Source organism: Kribbella sp. NPDC050241 (genome assembly GCF_044459685.1).
Taxonomy (GTDB): Bacteria; Actinomycetota; Actinomycetes; order Propionibacteriales; family Kribbellaceae; genus Kribbella.
Genome location: NZ_JBITJE010000005.1, coordinates 293,701 through 309,192, shown reverse-complemented (window position 1 = coordinate 309,192; position 15,492 = coordinate 293,701). Strand labels below are relative to the sequence as shown.

At 69.1% G+C, this 15,492-nt stretch carries 16 protein-coding genes; 5 read left to right on the top strand and 11 right to left on the bottom strand.

Going from position 1 to position 15,492, the window contains the following annotated elements:
* Position 1: 1 nt before the first annotated feature.
* The 6 genes from ACIBG5_RS25015 to ACIBG5_RS24990 form a co-directional block, all read right to left on the bottom strand.
* Positions 2-988, bottom strand: a complete 987-nt coding sequence (locus tag ACIBG5_RS25015; RefSeq protein WP_396393883.1) for a GNAT family N-acetyltransferase — start codon at positions 986-988, stop codon at positions 2-4.
* 75 nt (positions 989-1,063) lie between these two features.
* A complete protein-coding gene (locus ACIBG5_RS25010; protein ID WP_396393882.1) occupies positions 1,064-2,191 on the bottom strand; it encodes an exo-beta-N-acetylmuramidase NamZ domain-containing protein in 1,128 nt (375 codons plus the stop codon).
* A gap of 96 nt (positions 2,192-2,287) precedes the next feature.
* The gene (locus ACIBG5_RS25005; protein ID WP_396393881.1) at positions 2,288-3,055 is read right to left on the bottom strand and encodes an alpha/beta fold hydrolase; all 768 of its coding nucleotides are present in this window, start codon (positions 3,053-3,055) and stop codon (positions 2,288-2,290) included.
* 11 nt (positions 3,056-3,066) lie between these two features.
* Positions 3,067-3,366, bottom strand: a complete 300-nt coding sequence (locus ACIBG5_RS25000) for a hypothetical protein (RefSeq protein ID WP_360440391.1) — start codon at positions 3,364-3,366, stop codon at positions 3,067-3,069.
* A gap of 50 nt (positions 3,367-3,416) precedes the next feature.
* Positions 3,417-4,808 carry a M28 family metallopeptidase gene (locus ACIBG5_RS24995; RefSeq protein WP_396393880.1) on the bottom strand — a complete coding sequence of 464 codons (1,392 nt, stop codon included), beginning with the start codon at positions 4,806-4,808 and terminating at the stop codon, positions 3,417-3,419.
* 113 nt (positions 4,809-4,921) lie between these two features.
* Entirely contained in the window at positions 4,922-5,953 is a 1,032-nt protein-coding gene (locus tag ACIBG5_RS24990) for a fatty acid desaturase family protein (RefSeq protein ID WP_396393879.1), read from the bottom strand.
* Positions 5,954-6,142: 189 nt separating this feature from the next.
* Here ACIBG5_RS24990 and ACIBG5_RS24985 point away from each other — a divergent pair, with 189 nt between their 5' ends.
* Positions 6,143-7,438, top strand: a complete 1,296-nt coding sequence (locus ACIBG5_RS24985) for a sensor histidine kinase (RefSeq protein ID WP_396393878.1) — start codon at positions 6,143-6,145, stop codon at positions 7,436-7,438.
* A complete protein-coding gene (locus tag ACIBG5_RS24980; protein WP_131355762.1) occupies positions 7,390-8,037 on the top strand; it encodes a response regulator transcription factor in 648 nt (215 codons plus the stop codon). The genes ACIBG5_RS24985 and ACIBG5_RS24980 overlap by 49 nt, the downstream gene beginning before the upstream one ends.
* Here ACIBG5_RS24980 and ACIBG5_RS24975 read toward each other — a convergent pair.
* Positions 8,019-8,840: a helix-turn-helix domain-containing protein gene (locus ACIBG5_RS24975; RefSeq protein WP_396393877.1), complete on the bottom strand. Its 822-nt coding sequence runs from the start codon at positions 8,838-8,840 to the stop codon at positions 8,019-8,021. The two genes, ACIBG5_RS24980 and ACIBG5_RS24975, sit on opposite strands and share 19 nt — an antisense overlap.
* 50 nt (positions 8,841-8,890) lie before the next feature.
* Here ACIBG5_RS24975 and ACIBG5_RS24970 point away from each other — a divergent pair, with 50 nt between their 5' ends.
* From ACIBG5_RS24970 to ACIBG5_RS24960, 3 genes are all read left to right on the top strand, one after another.
* Positions 8,891-9,679, top strand: a complete 789-nt coding sequence (locus tag ACIBG5_RS24970; RefSeq protein ID WP_396393876.1) for a phytanoyl-CoA dioxygenase family protein — start codon at positions 8,891-8,893, stop codon at positions 9,677-9,679.
* A 76-nt stretch (positions 9,680-9,755) separates the two neighbouring features.
* Complete coding sequence (locus ACIBG5_RS24965; RefSeq protein ID WP_396393875.1) at positions 9,756-10,958, top strand: NAD(P)/FAD-dependent oxidoreductase; 1,203 nt, start codon at positions 9,756-9,758, stop codon at positions 10,956-10,958.
* A 14-nt stretch (positions 10,959-10,972) separates the two neighbouring features.
* Positions 10,973-11,869, top strand: a complete 897-nt coding sequence (locus tag ACIBG5_RS24960; RefSeq protein ID WP_396393874.1) for an RNA polymerase sigma-70 factor — start codon at positions 10,973-10,975, stop codon at positions 11,867-11,869.
* Positions 11,870-11,986: 117 nt separating this feature from the next.
* Here ACIBG5_RS24960 and ACIBG5_RS24955 read toward each other — a convergent pair whose 3' ends face one another.
* From ACIBG5_RS24955 to ACIBG5_RS24940, 4 genes are all read right to left on the bottom strand, one after another.
* Positions 11,987-12,316: a hypothetical protein gene (locus ACIBG5_RS24955; RefSeq protein ID WP_396393873.1), complete on the bottom strand. Its 330-nt coding sequence runs from the start codon at positions 12,314-12,316 to the stop codon at positions 11,987-11,989.
* Between the two features lie 46 nt (positions 12,317-12,362).
* A complete protein-coding gene (locus ACIBG5_RS24950) occupies positions 12,363-14,141 on the bottom strand; it encodes a 3-hydroxyacyl-CoA dehydrogenase family protein (RefSeq protein ID WP_396393872.1) in 1,779 nt (592 codons plus the stop codon).
* Positions 14,142-14,205: 64 nt separating this feature from the next.
* Complete coding sequence (locus ACIBG5_RS24945; protein WP_396393871.1) at positions 14,206-14,658, bottom strand: NUDIX domain-containing protein; 453 nt, start codon at positions 14,656-14,658, stop codon at positions 14,206-14,208.
* Positions 14,655-15,491, bottom strand: coding sequence for a class I SAM-dependent methyltransferase (locus ACIBG5_RS24940; protein WP_396393870.1), 837 nt, complete (start codon positions 15,489-15,491; stop codon positions 14,655-14,657). The genes ACIBG5_RS24945 and ACIBG5_RS24940 overlap by 4 nt, the downstream gene beginning before the upstream one ends.
* Position 15,492: the final 1 nt, after the last annotated feature.

The window sequence follows — 15,492 nt, the reverse complement described above, 5'->3', positions numbered from 1 at the left end:
ATCAGTCCTTCCCGTCGGACCGGACCAGACAAGCCCGGAGAATGGTGAACGTGCGGGTGATGGTGAAGCCGGTCTTCAGATAGAGCTGCCCGGCCGCGGACTTCTCGCCGGTCCACAGGAACCACGCGCTGTGCGCGCCGAGGCCGGCCATCCGCTCCAGCGTCAGATGCAGGAGCACCTTGCCGAGCCCGGTGCCACGGCTGTCCGGGAGTACGCCGAACGGCCCGAAGCGATCGATCACACCTTCGTAGGTGCCGTGCATCGCCCAGCCGAGGATCCCGCGACCGGGATCGCGCGCGACCACGATCCGGTCCAGCGGCATGCCCGCCACCACGGCCTCACGGATCGCTCGCGCCCAGTCCGGATTGAAATCAACCCCGGCAATGTTGATCAATGTGGTCAACTCATCACCGGTCGGCGTTCCGAACGTGTATCCATCATTGATCAACATGTTGATCCGGTCGCGGACCTCGGCGGGGATCTCGTACCCGACCAGGCTCCGGTCCATCGCCACCGCGTCGTACTGCCGCTCGAACCCGAGCGCCGCGGTCAGCCGCTGAGCGGCTGGATAGCGGGACACGTCGAGGCCGGGCAGGAAGTAGTTCGGGGTGTACGACGAGAAGAAGACCTCCGACCGCCCCTGGTCGCGCAGCCAGTCCATGGCCGCCGTCAGCAGCTCCCGGCCGAGACCCCGGCCCCGATGGTCCGGGTGCACGAAGAAGAACGGGATCCATCCGCTCGCCGGTTCGAGGTTGTCACCTGCCGCCGCGATCAGCCGCCGTACGGCGTAGGCCGCGCCGACCACCTGGTCGTTGTGCACGGCAACCTTGAGGCCGGCCGGGTCGAAGTTGCGGTCCAGCAGGAACTGGTCGAGGAACCGCGGGTAGCCGATCGGGTCTGCCGGCGCCGCGGCGGTCCACACAGAGGCGAGCGCCGGACCGTCACCGACTTCGAACGAGCGGATCATCAGGCCGTCACCGACTTCCAACGAGCGATCATCAGGCCGTCACCGACTTCGAGCGCGCGGATCATCAGGCCGTCACCGACTTCCAACGAGCGATCATCAGGTCGTCCCTTCGTAGAGCAGCGCATCCGGCCGCGCCCAGCTCAGAGTTGTCGAGGGCAACAGGGCTACCGGGTCCTCTCCCGCCTCGAGCGACTTGCGCAGCGAGTCGGAGCCCCAGAGCTTGTCGAGCGAGGGCAGCAGACCGAAGTCGGTGGGGTAGAGCTCGTTCAAGACCCGGAGCATGACCAGCGCGGTCCGCACCGGCTGGTACGCCGCCCGGTCCACGACATGCAACTGGACCCCAGGCACCGCCTGACCGGCGTACTTGCTGAAGACCGGTTCGAACCAGGTACGGCGGAACACGACGCCCGGCAGCTCGCACTCGCGCAACGCCGGGACGAACCGGGCGTCGACGAAGGGCGCGCCGATGGTCTCGAACGGCCGCGTGGTGCCGCGGCCCTCGCTGAGGTTGGTGCCCTCGAAGAGCCCGGTGCCGGGGTAGACGAGGGCGGTGTCGAGGGTCGGCATGTTCGGCGACGGCGGCACCCAGGTCATCCCGGTCCCCCACAAGTCGCGGCTCCAGCCGTCCATCGTGATGACTGTTGCCTGACCCAACTGACGGGCCAGCTCGCCGACGGTCAGGCCGTGCCGGAGCGGGATCGGGGCGCGGCCGACGAAGCTCTCGAAGCCCGGCTGGAGCGCCGGGCCCTCCACCTGCACGCCGCCGAGCGGGTTCGGCCGGTCGAGGACGACGAACGGCGTCCCCAGGCGTTCGGCCGCCTTCAGGCAGTCGTACATCGTCCAGATGTAGGTGTAGAACCGGGTGCCGATGTCCTGGATGTCGAACAGGAGCACGTCGACGCCGGAGAAGAGATCGTCCAAGGAACGACCGTGCCGGCGGTAGGTGTCGAAGACGGGCAGCCCGGTGTCCGGGTCGACGCCTTCCGCCTCGCTCTCGCCGGCTTGCGCCGTACCGCGCAGGCCGTGCTCGGGACCGAAGAGCGCGGTCAGGGGAAGACCGGCCTCCAGCAGCGCGACCGAGGTCGGTCGCAGATCCGGCAGTACGCCGGTGAAATTCGTGATCAATCCGAGGCGGCCGTCGTCCACCAGCCCCGGTTCCCCGGCCAGACGCTCCGCGCCGGTCCGGACCGCCATCGCCAACCACCAACCCAGATCGTGGATCATGCAGGAACTGGGTGGAAAACTTACCGATGCCTTCAGGTGAAGGTCAATAGATTACGGACAATCGTTTGCCTGAACACTACCGAGCAAGCGGACTCCTCAGGGCAGGAAGGGTGTCAGCGCCGCTAGGAAGTCGTCCAGGCGCTCGGCATGGACCCAGTGACCGGCCTCGGGAACCTCGGCGTACTGGACCTGGGGGAAGTACGACGCGATCGTCGCGCGGTGGTCGTGCTGGGCGTACTCCGACTTGCCGCCGTAGATGAACAGCGTCGGGCCGTCGTAGTGCAGGCCCTCGACGTCGGACGGCCAGCCGGAGATGGCCGGCAGCGCCACCTCGATCACTGGGAGGTTCGGCCGCCAGCGGGCACCGGCGTCGTCGAGGATCAGGTTCTGCAGCAGGAACGCGCGGGTCCCAGGAGTCGGTACGGCGTCCACCAACTGGGCGTCGACGTCAGCCCGGCGCTGGACGGACGAGAGATCGGCGTTGCGCATCGCCTGGGCGTACTCGACGAAGGCCGGCGGATAGGCGACCGGCGCGGCGTCGACCACGACCAGGCGCTCGACGACCTGGGGGAACCGCAGCGCGGTGAGCATCGCGGTCTTGCCACCCATCGAGTGCCCGACCAGCGCGACCGGCCCGGCCCCGAGGGACTCGATCGTCTCCCGGACGTCGTCGGCCATCTCCGGGTAGCTCATCGTGTCGGTGTGCGGCGAGGTGCCGTGGTTGCGCAGGTCGAACGCGAACACCCGGTGCGCACTCGCGAGGCGCCGAGCCGCGGTCATCCAGTTCCGGCCGGACCCGAACAGTCCGTGCATGACCACGACCGGCGTACCGGAGTCGCCGTACGACGCAACCGGAAGTTTCATGCAGGAGCCTTTCAGCGATGGCGCTGCCAGCAGGCGGTGTGCCAGTGGCGGCGTTCGTCGAGGGACTGGGCGCCGCCGATCGCGGCGAGCAGGCTGGGGTTCTCCGGCCACACCACGACGTGCGGCGTGCCGGGCGCGATCTGCTGGTCGCACCCCGGGCAGCGGTAGGACTTCCCGGACGCGGAACCGGACACCCGGCGGACGATCCACCCGCCGTCGGCGCGCTCCTCCCGGAGCTGGCTGCCACCGAGCAACGGCCGGTCGCTGACGGGCCGCTGCCACTTCGACGGTTTCCTGTTCCGGGGTGACATAGCCCTGCAAGGCTATCCGTATGAGCCACGTCACCCCGGCCCAGGCAGGCTCAGCTCCGGGCGACGGCGTACGCCGCGCAGCCGATCAGCTCCATCGAGACCTGGAGACGCTCGAGGCTGACGTTCTTCGCGATGGTGTCCTCGGGCGAGTGGTACGGCGGCTCGAGGAACGCCGGTGAGATCTCACCACGCCAGGAGAAGTTCGCGGCCGCGATCCCGACCTCCTGGAACGACTGGTGGTCGGACGCACCACGTTGCACCGGCCCGACCAGCTGCGGGTCGTACCCGAGCCGCTGACCGGCCGCCCGGACCGCGTCCGTCGCGGTGTTCGCCAGGCCGGTGAAGGACAGCAGCCAGTAGGTGATCGCCGGGTCCCAACTGGTCGCGACCATGTCGTTCTGGAACACCGCCCGATGCCGGTCGCGCTGATCCTGCGCCAGCTGCGCGACGTGGTACCGCGACCCGATCAGCCCTTGCTCCTCCGACCCCCACAGCGCGAACCGCAGCGTCGCGTTGGTGGAGATCCGGCTGAACACCTTGGCCAGCTCCATCGTGAGCACGGTCCCGGAGCCGTCGTCGTTGGCTCCCGGCGCACCGATCACGGAGTCGTAGTGACCGCAGACCATCACGATCGGCGAGTTCGCGCCGCCGCGACCACGGCGTTCACCGATCACGTTGTTCGACACCAAGCCACGATGGGAGGTCGTACTGATCCGCAGCGGCAGCGAGTTCACCACCGCGAGTGCTTCCCGGATCAGCCGCTTCTGCACCTGAGCCACCCCGAGCACCGGGATCGGCGCGTCGGTCAGACCGCTCGGTGAGAACGCCGACGCGCGACGCGGGAACACCTGGTCGGCGGGCAGCAGGATGACACCCACTGCTCCGCGTGCCGCCGCCTCCGCAACGAGAGCCGGACGCGCGGCCGTGGTGTCATCCGCGATCACGATCGACCCCGCAACGTCGGCCGGCCAGACCGGAGCCGTCGCGGCGCCGACGTCGCGGACCGGTCCTTCGACCGTGACGTCCAACTTGCCGCCGGGCGCTGCACCGGCCTGCCAGCTCAGGTCATCAGGCAGGATGCCCCGGACATCGAAGACCTGGGCGGTGAACTTGTCGGCGACCGGGAACGGCTCGAGCCGGGTCTGGTAGCCGAAGTCGTCGAGTTGGCCCGCGATGTAGTCGGCCGCGCGCTTCTCGCTCGTGGTCCCGCCGATCCGCGGGCCGATGTGTTCGGACAACACCTGCAGGTGGCGCAGCGCACGCTCCGAGGACAGGCCGGACACGATCTGACGGTCGTACTTGTCCAGCGTCGGGCGGTTCACCGCACCGGGTCGCTGGTCGTCCGCAGCCCAGGCGGGGGCGGCGGGAAGAGCCGTGGCGGCGGTGACTCCGGCGACGGCGCCGAGCAGGCCGCGACGACTCAAACCGGACGATTCGGTCATACAAGGTCTCCTCACAAGGTGGGCGGCCCCGAGACCAGTGACCGTAACCGATCTGCGACTGGGTCGCTCCCCCTCGTGACGGATTTTCTTGCAGGACAGGGAAATCCCGCGGGTCAGGCGTGCTGTTCGCGGAGTTCGCGGCCCACTTCGTGCAGATGGCGCAACCCCATCCGGTACGAATCGATCAGGCCCGTGCTCACGTACGGCATCCCGATGCGTTCGCAGTACTCCCGCACGATCGGCTGGGCGAAGCGGAGGTTGGCGCGCGGCATGCTCGGGAACAGGTGGTGCTCGATCTGGTAGTTCAGGCCGCCCATCATCCAGTCGGTCACCAGACCGCCGTTGACATTGCGGGACGTCAGTACCTGCTTCTCCAGGTGGCCCCACTGGGTGTCGCCGTCAGGCATCTCCATGCCCTTGTGGTTCGGCGCGAACACGCTGCCGAGGTGCAGACCGAACACCATGTGGTGGATCAGCGCGAACAGCACCGCCTGGCCGGGCGACATGATCAGGAACAGCGCGCCGAAGTACAGCACCAGGTGCGCGGCCATCAGGCCGAGCTCCAGCCGGGCCTCGCGGCGCGGGCGGCCGAGCAGGAAGCGGATGCTGGAGACCTTGAGGTTGAAGCCCTCCAGGGTCAGCAGCGGGAAGAAGATCAGCGCCTGGTTGCGGGACAGCCAGCCGTGCAGGCCGGTGCGGCCCTCGGCCTGCTCGAGCGTCCAGACCAGTACGCCCTCGCCGACATCGGGGTCCTTGTCGGTGTGGTTGGGATTCGCGTGGTGCCGGTTGTGCTTGTCGTTCCACCAGCCGTAGCTCATCCCGAGCAGCAGGTTGCCGTGCACGAGGCCGATCCAGTCGTGCAGCCGGCGGGATCCGGCGATCTGCTGATGCCCGGCGTCGTGCCCGAAGAACGCCGCCCGGGTGGTCACGATGCCCAGCGGAATCGCGAGCAGCAGCACCCACCAGGTGCTACCGAGAAATGCGGCTCCCGCCCAGATCAGGCCCATCAGCACCACGTTGATCCCGATCGCCATCGCGTACGCCGCGGTCCGGCGTTCGAGCAGGCCGGCCGACTTGATCTCGCGGAGCAGCGGGGAGAATTCACTGCCGCGGGTAGCAGGGGACAACGCGGTTGGCTGAGCCATTAGGTCCTCGTCTCAGAAGCGGGGGGAGGCCTAGGCGTACAGCCGCGGCCAGCGTACGTCATCAAGCCTCATCGCCCTAACGGCCGAGCACACGAGTGCTACGACCCGGATGCCCGGGGGAGGCAGCGCCAGCGCGGAAGTGGACCTAACACCCCTGAGCGGGCCCGCACGCTCAGTCATGATGGGTGCATGACCACCATCGCCACCCAGGCACCGCCGATGCGGTACCCCAAGATCGCCCAGCCGTGGATCGCGCTGGCCCTGTCGATCCTGGCCGAGCTCGGGATCGCGTTGTTCGTGCTCAACGTGGTGGCCGTGCCGCTGATCGCGGTCTGGGTCGGGATCCCGCTGCTACTTGCGTTCGTGCCGGCCACGCGGTGGTTCGCGAACTGCCACCGCACGATGCTGGCGGGCTTCCTCGGTGAGCGCATCCCCCGCCCGTACAAGAAGCCCTCGATGCCCGGAATCCTGATGTGGCTGCGGACCACGCTGACCGACCCGGCCACCTGGCGCGACATCATCTGGCTGCTGGTGAACGCGGTGATCGGTTTCACTCTGTGTCTGCTCAGCGCCGTTCTGTTCCTGGCGTCGCTGTTCTACCTGGTCTACCCGCTGCTCGTCGGCGTCACCCCCGAGGGCGTCTTCACCGAGCCGTTCGGCGGCCTGGTCACGGTCAACTTCTGGACCAGCTTCCTGGTGACGCCGGCCGCCCTGGTCGCCTTCATGATCTGGTACGCCGCCGGCGAGCGGCTGCTGAAGGCGAACGCGTTCATGGCCCGTTCCCTGCTCGGCCCGACCGAGAGCGCCAAGCTGGCCCTTCGGGTCCGCGAGCTGGCCGAGTCCCGGGCCGAGACCGTCGACACCCAGGCGGCCGAGCTGCGCCGGATCGAGCGGGACCTGCACGACGGCGCCCAGGCCCGGTTGGCCGCGCTCAGCATGAACCTGGGCATGGCCGAGGAGATGGTCGCCCGCGACCCGGCCCAGGCGGCGGCGCTGCTCACCGAGGCCCGGGAATCCGCCAGTACGGCGCTGTCCGAGCTGCGCGACCTGGTCCGCGGGATCCACCCGCCGGTGCTGGCCGACCGCGGCCTGGACGGCGCGGTCAAGGCACTCGCCATGTCCTGCCCGTTCAAGGTGGACGTCACCTTCGACGTCCCCGGCCGGCCGGCCGCGCCGGTCGAGTCGGCGGCGTACTTCGCGGTGGCCGAATGCCTCGCGAACGCGGTCAAGTACTCGGCCGCGACGACGGCCTGGATCCAGATCACGCATGAGGACGAGAAGCTGCACATGATCGTCGGTGACGACGGCGTCGGAGGTGCGGTGATCCGGCCCGGAGGCGGTCTGTACGGTATCGAACGGCGGCTGGCCGCCTTCGACGGTACGTTGACCGTGGTGAGCCCGAGCGCCGGGCCGACCACCGTGATCATGGAGCTGCCTTGCGAGTCCTCATCGCTGAAGACCACGCCCTCCTCCGGGACGGCCTGATCCGCCTGCTGGAGGCGCACGATTTCGAGGTCGTCGAGGCAGTCGACAACGGTCCCCGGCTGGTGCCCGCCCTGGTGGAGCACCGGCCGGATGTGGCCGTTGTCGACGTACGACTCCCACCGACCTTCACCGACGAGGGCCTGAAGGCCGCGATCGAGGCCCGCCGCCAGGTCCCCGGCTTGCCGATCCTGGTCCTGTCGCAGTACGTCGAGCAGCTGTACGCGCGGGAGCTGTTGACCGGCGGCGGAGGCGCGGTCGGCTACCTGCTCAAGGACCGGGTCTCGAACGTGGCCGAGTTCCTCGATTCGGTACGACGGGTGGCCGCCGGCGGGACCGCGATGGACCCGGACGTGATCGGGCAGCTGCTGGCCCGCAACACGCGCGACGAACCGATCGGCCGGCTGACGCCACGCGAGGCCGAGGTGCTCGGCCTGATGGCGGAGGGCCGCTCGAACGCCGCCATCGCCGGCGCCCTCTTCGTCACCGAGAAGGCCGTCAGCAAGCACACGAACAACATCTTCTCCAAGCTCGACCTCCCACCCTCGGAGGACGACAACCGCCGAGTGATGGCAGTCCTCACCTACCTGTCGTCGCGCTGACGGTACGTCGTGGGGCTGCTGCCGGTGTGGTGGCGGAAGCGGGTGGAGAAGTACAGGGGATCGAGATAGCCGACCTGCGCGGCCACCGAGGCAACTGAGCGGCTGGTCAGCTCGAGGAGGTTGCGGGCCGCGTCGAGGCGGCGGTGTTCGACGAACTGCTGCGGGCTGACGCCGAGTTGCGCGCGGAACAGGTGCGCGAAGCGGGACACCGAGAGATTCGCCGCACGGGCCAGCCGGGGTACGTCGAGGTTCGCGGTCAGATCCTGGTCGATCAGCTCGATGGCGCGCAGGAGACGGTCGTCGATCTGCACCGCCCTCGGGTTCTGGGTGTCGCACCACAGCAGGGCGGCCTCGAGCGAGTTGGCGCTCAGCTGTTCGGCCTGTGGAAGGACGCTGCTCTGGTGCCGGACGGCGTCACGCAGGTGGTCCGCGATCCGGTCGGCGGTCGGCCCGGCGGGGCGGAGCTGAACGATGCCCGGGGCAACTTCCGGCCAGTCCAGCAGTGGGAGCCAGTCGGGTTTCGGGTTGAGGTGGGCGTAGAGGAAGTGCCACCGCTCCCCCACGGTGCCGTAGTCGTGCAGTGTGCCCGGGCGGACGAGAGTCACCGTGCCAGGGTCGGCCGCCACGTCGCCGGTCGGCGCGCCGAAGCGGCCCCGGCCGTCCAGCGTGTGCACCAACAGCCAGTCTGTCGTGCCACGCCTGCGGAAGGTCGCGTAGTCGGAATCTTCGTCGAACTCACCGGTGAGCAGTCGCCGGACGACAGGGGTCGGCGAATCCCGGATAGCAGGATCTCGAAGGTTCACAGCTCGATAGGCTATCGTCCCGGCTGCCCGTCGCAGCCGATCCTGGATGCATGACCGATGTACTGGCCGAGATCTATCGCGACGAGGGGATCGTCCAGGTCCCGCAGGTGCTCACCACCGCCGAGGTCGAGCGGATCAGGACCGTGTTCATGGAGCAGGTTGCCGCCGACCACTCGCTCGCGATCGACGACGGCGTACCGGACGACGATCCGCTGGCGCGGTATCCGCGGTTCGTGCATCCGCACCGGCGACCGGATGCCGAAGCCGGCAAGATCTCGCTGGAGCTGATGCTGGACAGCCGGATCCTCGATGTCGTGACCACTCTGATCGGGCCCGCGCTTGGCGCCCAGTCGATGTTCTACTTCAAGCCGCCGGGTGCGCGCGGCCAGGCGATGCACCAGGACAACACGTTCCTGCGGGCCGATCCGGAGACCTGCCTGGCGGCCTGGATCGCGATCGACGACGTGGACGCGGACAACGGCGGGCTCGCGGTGGTCCCCGGTTCGCACAAGACCGAGTTGGTCTGTCCCGAGCCGGCCGACCTGGCGGAGTCGTTCACCAACGCGGAGGTCCCGATCCCGGAAGGTCTGCGGAAGGTGCAGACGAAGATGAGGGCCGGTGACGTGCTGTTCTTCCACGGCAGCGTCGTCCACGGCTCCCGCCCGAACTCGAGCGCGGACCGCTTCCGGCGCGCACTGATCTTCCACTACATCCCGGAGGAAAGCAGGGAGATCGCTGCCTTCTACAACCCGCTGGTCCGGCCGGACCGGCGTACGGCGGTCCTGCCCGAAGCCATCGGAGGCGGTCCCTGCGGCGACTACGCCGACGCCGAGCCCTGAGTGATCTGACTCACTGGTGTCACATCCGCCGGGGGTGCGGTGTCTTTAAGGCCATCTCTGAGACGAAGGAGTGGCCATGACCGAGAAGACCGATGTCATCGTGATCGGCGGCGGATACGCCGGCGTGATGGCTGCCAACCGCCTGACGCAGCGTGACGACGTACACGTGACCCTGATCAACCCACGTCCGGCCTTTGTCGAACGGATCCGGCTGCACCAGCTCGTCGGCGGGTCGGACGACGCGCTGGTGGACTACCAGAGCATCCTGGCCGGCGGCGTCGAACTCGCGGTCGACACTGTCACCCAGATCGACGCGGCCGGACGTCGGGTGATGCTGGCGAACGGCGGCGCCCTCGACTACGACTACCTGATCTACGCGGTGGGCAGCGGCAGCGGGGACCCCAGCGTGAGCGGCGCGGCGGAGTACGCCTACCCGATCTCCACCCTGGAACAGGCACGGCGACTCCAGCCGGTCGTCGACGCCGCGCCGGCATCGGCCGCGCTGACGGTGGTGGGCGCCGGACCGACCGGCCTGGAAACTGCGTCCGAACTGGCGGAGCAGGGCCGTACAGTGACTCTGGTCTGCGGAAAGGTGCTCGGGCCGTACCTGCATCCGCGGGCCCGGCGCTCGGTCGCCCGGCGGCTCGCCAAGCTCGGTGTGACCGTGCTCGAAGGCGACGGCGCGACGGTGACGGGCGTGACAGCTGACGCCGTCCAGCTCAGCGACGGCCGCGAGCTGCACAGCGACGTGACGATCTGGACCGCGGGGTTCAGCGTGCCGGATCTGGCCACCCGCAGCGGGCTGAGCACGGACTCCCTCGGGCGGCTGCTCACCGACGAGACCCTCACCAGCGTGGACGACGTACGCATCATCGCGGCCGGGGACTCGGGAGCACCCTCGGACCTGCCGGTGCGGATGAGTTGCCAGTCCGCGATGCAGCTGGGCCCGCAGGCCGCCGAGACGGTGCTGAACCGGATCGCCGGCCGGGAGCCCGCGGGCTTCGAGGTTGGGTTCTTCGGCGAGTGCATCAGCCTGGGACGTCGCGCCGGTGTGGTCCAGTACGCGAAGCGGGACGACACCCCGACCGGCGTGTTCCATCTGGGCAACCGATCCATGGCGATGCTCAAGGAAGGTGTCTGCAAGAGCACCATCTGGCAGCTCAGGCAGGAGGCGCGCCGACCCGGCAAGCTCGATCTCTGGTTCAAGGATCGCCGACGCCGGAAGGTACTGCAGGCCAAGGCCGCAAAGGCACCCGCGAACGCAGGCCGCCCGGCCTGAGGAGAGCTGCCTTGATGAGCGACCAGTCCGGTGACCCCGCGACCGACGCCTTCGTCGCCCACCGGAACCTGCTGTTCACCGTCGCCTACGAGATCCTCGGATCGGCGGTCGACGCGGAGGACGTGCTGCAGGAGACCTGGCTGCGGTGGAGCAAGGTCGGTCTGGATCAGGTCCGCGATCAGCGCGCCTACCTGATCCGGATCACCACCCGCCAGTCGCTCAACCGCCTGCGCACGATGCAGCGGCGCCGAGAGGCGTACGTCGGTCCCTGGCTGCCCGAACCGCTGCTCACCGCTCCGGACGCGGCCGAGGACGTCGAGTTGGCCGAGAGTGTGTCGATGGCGATGATGCTGGTCCTGGAAACGCTGACTCCGACCGAGCGGGCCGTCTTCGTCCTGCGCGAGGCGTTCGGTGTCAGCTACGACGACATCGCGGCGGCCGTCGACAAGAACCCGGCGGCCGTCCGCCAGATCGCGCACCGCGCCCGGCAGCACGTCGAAGCCCGCCGCCCCCGCAGTGTGGTCTCCCCGAACGAAGGACGGGCGGCCTTCGAGGCCTTCCAGCGCGCGGTCGAGGCCAGCGACCTGAAGGCCCTGCTGGACGTCCTCGCGCCCGACGTGGTCCTCGTCAGCGACGGTGGCGGCCTCAAACTCACCGCACTGCGTCCGATCATCGGCGCGGAGAAGGCGATCCGCATGTTCGTCGGCAGCGTGCAGAGGGTCGGCGGCACGCTCACCACCGAGCCGACCGTGATCAACGGCAACCCGGCGCTGCTGTTCCGCTTCGACGGGAAGCTCGACGGCGTCGTCGCGCTGCGGATCGAGGACGCCCACGTCACCGGCATCTACTACGTCCGCAACCCCGAGAAGCTGTCCCGCCTCGAGTCGGAAACCGCACTCACCTTGCGTTGAGGCGGACACCAGGCACTCACCAACTGCGCACCACCGAGGCGGATCACGCTCGGTCGGTCGCTGGGCCCCGGCGGCCGCGAGGGTTGGTGAGTGGCGCAGGTCCGGACCGCCACGCCATCACAATCGCGGCGCTCCGGCGTCGGCAGGCGGGGCCCGCAGCGGAGTCGTCGGTTGTGATGGCCTGGGCGTCCGCCATCTAGTTCCGGATGCGGCGGAGGAACTCCTGGGTGCGGGGCTGGCTGGGTTGTCCAGGACGTCCGCGGGTGGCCCGCTTTCGAGCAGGCCGCCGTGGTGCAGGAAGCAGACCTGGTCGGCGATCTCGCGGGCGAACGCCATCTCGTGGGTGCAGATCAGCATCGTCATCCCCTCCGACCGCAGGTCGCGGAGCAGATCGAGAACCTCACCGACCAACTCGGGGTCGAGAGCCGAGGTGATCTCGTCGAGCAAACCGCCGTCACCGCACGAGATCTCCTGCGCAAAGGCTTAGGGCACGTCAGTTGCTGTAGTCGCGGAATCCCCGGCCGGTCTTGCGGCCCAGGTAGCCGGCGGTGACCAGGTGCTCGAGCAGCGGGGCCGGGGCGAATCCGGGCTCGCGGAACTCGAGGTAGAGGGTCCGCTGGATGGCCAGCGAGACGTCCAGGCCGACCACGTCCAGCAGCTCGAACGGACCCATCGGCAGCCGGCAGCCGAGCTTCATCGCGGCGTCGATGTCTTCGACCCCGGCGTAGTGCGCCTCGAGCATCCGGACCGAGTCGTTCAGGTACGGGAACAGCAGCGCGTTCACGATGAAGCCGGCCCGGTCGCCGCACCGGACCGGGTGCTTGCCGGCGGCAACAGCCAGCGCCGCGACCGTGTCGGCCACATCCGGGGACGTGCTGACCGTGCTCACGACCTCGACCAGCTTCATCACTGGCGCCGGGTTGAAGAAGTGCACACCGACCACGTCGGCCGGCCGCTTGGTCGCCATCGCCAGGTCGATCACCGGCAGACTCGAGGTGGTCGTTGCGAGGATCGCACCCGGCTTGCAGATCTCGTCGAAGGTCTCGAACAGCGCCTGCTTGACGCTCAGCTCCTCGACCACGGCCTCGACCACCAGGTCAACACTCGCGAGGTCGTCGAGCTTGGCCGTTCCGGTGATCCGGCGCAGCGTCGCGTCCCGCTCCTCCGAGGACAGCTTGCCGCGCTGAACGCCCTTCTCCAGCGAGCGTTCGAGGCCGGCCCGGACCCGGTCCACCTTCTCAGTACCGCGGGCGACGTACAGGACGTCGTACCCGGCCCTGGCGCAGACCTCGATGATGCCGACGGCCATCGTCCCGGAGCCGACCACGCCGACCTGCTTGATCGGGCGTACGGCGATCTCCGCGCCGTCCGACGCCGGCGTGTGCTCGTCGTCGACCACGACCGGGGAGTCCGGCGCCTCGTAGGTGTAGAAACCGCGGCCGGTCTTGCGGCCGAGCAGTCCGGCGGTGACCATCTGCTTGAGGATCGGGGCCGGCGCATGCAGCCGGTTGCGGCCCTGCTTGTACATCGTGTCGAGGATCTCGTACGCCGTGTCGAGGCCGATCAGATCGAGCAGCGCGAGCGGACCCATCGGGTAGCCGCAGCCGAGCCGCATCGCCGCGTCCACGTCCTCGCGGGTCGCGTACCGCGACTCCACCATCGAGACCGCGTGATTCAGGTAGCCGAACAGCAGGGCGTTCGCGATGAAGCCGGCCCGGTCGGCAGCCACCACCGGGACCTTGTCGAGGCGGCGGGCCAGCGCGAGCACGTCCTCGACCACGTCCGGCTCGGTGACCACTGTCCGGATCACCTCGACGAACTCCTGCACCGGCGCGGGGTTGAAGAAGTGCATGCCGACGACGCGGCGCGGGCGCTGGGTGGCGACCGAGATCTCGGTGACCGACAGGGACGAGGTGTTGGTGGCCAGGATGGCGTCGTCGCGGACGACCTTGTCCAGCGCCGAGAAGATCTCGCGCTTGAGCTCGAGCCGCTCGATCACGGCCTCGATCACCAGGTCGCAGTCCGCGAGCGCCTCGAGCGTGGTGGCGAAGGTGACCCGGTCGAACAGCGCCTGCTGGTCCTCGACCGACAGCTTGCCGCGCTTCACCGCCCGGTCGGTGGAGTGCTGGATGTGCCCGCGGCCGCGCTCGGCCGCCTCCCCGTCACGCTCGACGCCGACCACGGTCAGGCCGTTGCGCGCGAACACCTCGGCGATCCCGGCACCCATCGTGCCCAGACCGACCACACCCACCGTCTTCAGTTCCCGAGCCATGGCCCGAACTATGCCAGTCCCACTACTGGTCCGCCCATGAGCTGAGTCACCCGGGAGGCCAACCTCACACCTCGTCGAACACCACCGGCGACTCCAGCCACGCGTCCAGCAGCCAGGCCGGATCCGGGGCGCTGTCGAGCATGGACGCGACCGGTTTCGGCTTGAGCTCGCGCCCGAGAAGGTCCCCGACCGGCAGCCACACCGCCCGATAGCTCCCGGCTTCCGACTCCGCGGTACTTCCCATCTCCGGCCCTTCGCCGGCGCCGAACTCGCCACCGATCGACTCGGCCAGGAAGTAGTGCTGGGTGCTCGTGCCGAAGTTCACCACGGCGACCAGCCCGCGGATCTTCACCAGCACACCCAGTTCCTCGTGGGTCTCGCGCCGGGCCGCCTCCGCCAGGCTCTCGCCCTCCTCGACCTGGCCGCCCGGCAGGACGTGGTACGTCCGTCCGTCGCGCACCCGCTCGATCGCGGCCACTCCGTGCCGGGAGAGCAGGACGATCCCCGCGCGGATCATGCGCGGCTCGCCAGGACGCTGAACCAGAACCCGATCCGCGACTCGCTGCGTCTGACCTGCTCGACGTTCCAGCCGTTCGCGGTGAGCAGTTCGCGCAACGGTTCCTCCTGCCACATGACGAAATGCCGGGGCAGGTCGAGGTTCCGGTTGGACCACTCCTCGCCCTTGCCCTCCCGCGTCGCGAACGCGAGCACCGGCGCGGCCCGCGCCGCCTTCCGGAGTACTCCGGCCAGCTGGGCACGGTCGAAGTGCAGGAACACCGCGTCGGCGAACACAGCGTCGTACGGGCCGCCGAAGTCGTCCGTGATCGCGTTCAGCCGATCGGCGTCGTACCCGCCGGCACGCATCATCTCGAGGAAGGCCTGGGTCGCGTCGGTACGCCGTACGACGAAACCGCGGCGCTCCAACTCGATCGCGTCGCGGCCGGTCCCGCTGCCGAGCTCCAGAATGCGGGCGCCGGGCGCGACCCCCTCGGCGAGCAGGTCGATGAGCAGCTCGTTGGGCTCCTTGGGGATCGATTCCCGGAACTTCGCCGACGCCTGCTCGTACGTCGCCAGCGTCACCTCGTTGTCCGTCTGCACCCGGGTCCACCCGTCGCCGGTGTGCTCGACGATCGCCGGGAGCCTCAGCCCGAGGTCGACGCCGAGCACGACCACGGTCTCGCCGCGATGCAGGTCGGCGATCGCCTGCAGCTCCTCGTCAGGTCGCTGCGCGAGCTCGGGTACGACGGTCAGCCGGACGCCGAGGTGGTCGGCCAACCGGGTGCCGGCTGCCGCCTCGAACGGGCCGGCGTACACCTGGGCGATCCTGTCCCCGACCACCGGATCCTGCACA

What these genes read in the sequence shown, in the direction of transcription:
- ACIBG5_RS25010 (WP_396393882.1), bottom strand. Translation starts at nt 2,191, where the DNA reads ATGATCCACGATCTGGGTTGGTGGTTGGCGATGGCGGTCCGGACCGGC.
- ACIBG5_RS25005 (WP_396393881.1), bottom strand. Translation starts at nt 3,055, where the DNA reads ATGAAACTTCCGGTTGCGTCGTACGGCGACTCCGGTACGCCGGTCGTG.
- ACIBG5_RS25000 (WP_360440391.1), bottom strand. Translation starts at nt 3,366, where the DNA reads ATGTCACCCCGGAACAGGAAACCGTCGAAGTGGCAGCGGCCCGTCAGC.
- ACIBG5_RS24995 (WP_396393880.1), bottom strand. Translation starts at nt 4,808, where the DNA reads ATGACCGAATCGTCCGGTTTGAGTCGTCGCGGCCTGCTCGGCGCCGTC.
- ACIBG5_RS24990 (WP_396393879.1), bottom strand. Translation starts at nt 5,953, where the DNA reads ATGGCTCAGCCAACCGCGTTGTCCCCTGCTACCCGCGGCAGTGAATTC.
- ACIBG5_RS24985 (WP_396393878.1), top strand. Translation starts at nt 6,143, where the DNA reads ATGACCACCATCGCCACCCAGGCACCGCCGATGCGGTACCCCAAGATC.
- ACIBG5_RS24970 (WP_396393876.1), top strand. Translation starts at nt 8,891, where the DNA reads ATGACCGATGTACTGGCCGAGATCTATCGCGACGAGGGGATCGTCCAG.
- ACIBG5_RS24965 (WP_396393875.1), top strand. Translation starts at nt 9,756, where the DNA reads ATGACCGAGAAGACCGATGTCATCGTGATCGGCGGCGGATACGCCGGC.
- ACIBG5_RS24960 (WP_396393874.1), top strand. Translation starts at nt 10,973, where the DNA reads ATGAGCGACCAGTCCGGTGACCCCGCGACCGACGCCTTCGTCGCCCAC.
- ACIBG5_RS24950 (WP_396393872.1), bottom strand. Translation starts at nt 14,141, where the DNA reads ATGGCTCGGGAACTGAAGACGGTGGGTGTGGTCGGTCTGGGCACGATG.
- ACIBG5_RS24945 (WP_396393871.1), bottom strand. Translation starts at nt 14,658, where the DNA reads ATGATCCGCGCGGGGATCGTCCTGCTCTCCCGGCACGGAGTGGCCGCG.